The following is a 1,049-nucleotide window of genomic DNA, read 5'->3' on the forward strand; positions in this document are numbered from 1 at the left end:
TAGAGTCAGTTTCATTTAGTTTGAAGCGTATCCGGCATTGCGGATGTAGTTTGCGCATTCGGTTGGTGTGAAGTTGTCGAGGAGGGTGCCGATCCTTCGCCATGTTGTCTCGACGGTTCGCTCTGCCGCCCTTCGCATGAGATGCTTGAGCTTGGCGAAGACCTGCTCGATGGGGTTCAGGTCGGGGCTGTATGGCGGCAGGTAGAAGAGCTTGGCGCCGGCGGCCCTGATCGTTCGCCGTATCGCCGGCCCTTTATGGGAGCCGAGGTTGTCCATCACCACAACGTCGCCGGGCTGAAGGGTGGGAGCGAGGAACTGCTCCACCCAGGCTGCGAAGCTGACGCCGTTGATGGGGCCATCGATGACACAAGGTGCATCGATGCGGTCATGGCGCAATGCAGCCAGGAAGGTGAGCGTGCGCCATTTGCCGTGCGGAGCCTTGGCGATCAGCCGCTGGCCACGCGGCCCCCATCCGCGCAAGGGCACCATGTTGGTCTTTGCCCAGGTCTCATCGATGAAGACCAGACGGCGCGGATCGAGCCGGCCCTGATACTTCCGCCACTGCGCTCGCCGCCTCGCGATGGCCGGCCTGTCCTGCTCGCTGGCGAACAGCGTTTTTTTTGAAGCTGAAGCCCGCCGCCCGCAACACACGCCAGATCGAGACCGGAGAGGCCGCCACGCCGCGCTCGGCAAGATCGGCCGCCAGGCTGCGCAGGCTCACCGCAGAACCCGAGACGGCCCGGTCCAGCAACCACTCCCGATGACCATCCAGCGCCCGCCCCGAAGGCCGGCCCATCCGGCGCGCCGCGGCGCTGCCGCTCGCCCGTTGCCGTTGCGACCACTTCACGACGCTGGCTACGCTCACGCCAAACAGCACCGCCGTCTCTCGACAACTGCGACCGCTCGAAACCGACGCTGCAACACGCTCACGAAGGTCGTCCGAATAAGGCTTGGGCATAGATGCTGGCCTCCACCCAGCCAGCATCTTGAATCACAATCTGCTCAAAACAGGAATCCCAAATGATTCAATCAATCAGAAATCCGCTCTA

1 protein-coding gene is annotated in these 1,049 nt (G+C 62.9%); it reads right to left on the reverse strand.

The window, feature by feature from the left end; translation table 11 throughout:
* Positions 1-15: 15 nt before the first annotated feature.
* Positions 16-958, reverse strand: a protein-coding gene (locus PV773_RS25120; protein ID WP_347968987.1) for an IS630 family transposase whose coding sequence is annotated in 2 segments (ribosomal slippage) — positions 16-621 and positions 623-958 — 942 coding nt in all. Because the reading frame shifts where the segments join, the coding sequence is not laid out codon by codon here.
* Positions 959-1,049: the final 91 nt, after the last annotated feature.

The sequence above is a fragment of the Mesorhizobium sp. CC13 genome (genome assembly GCF_039907765.1).
Taxonomy (GTDB): Bacteria; Pseudomonadota; Alphaproteobacteria; order Rhizobiales; family Rhizobiaceae; genus Aminobacter.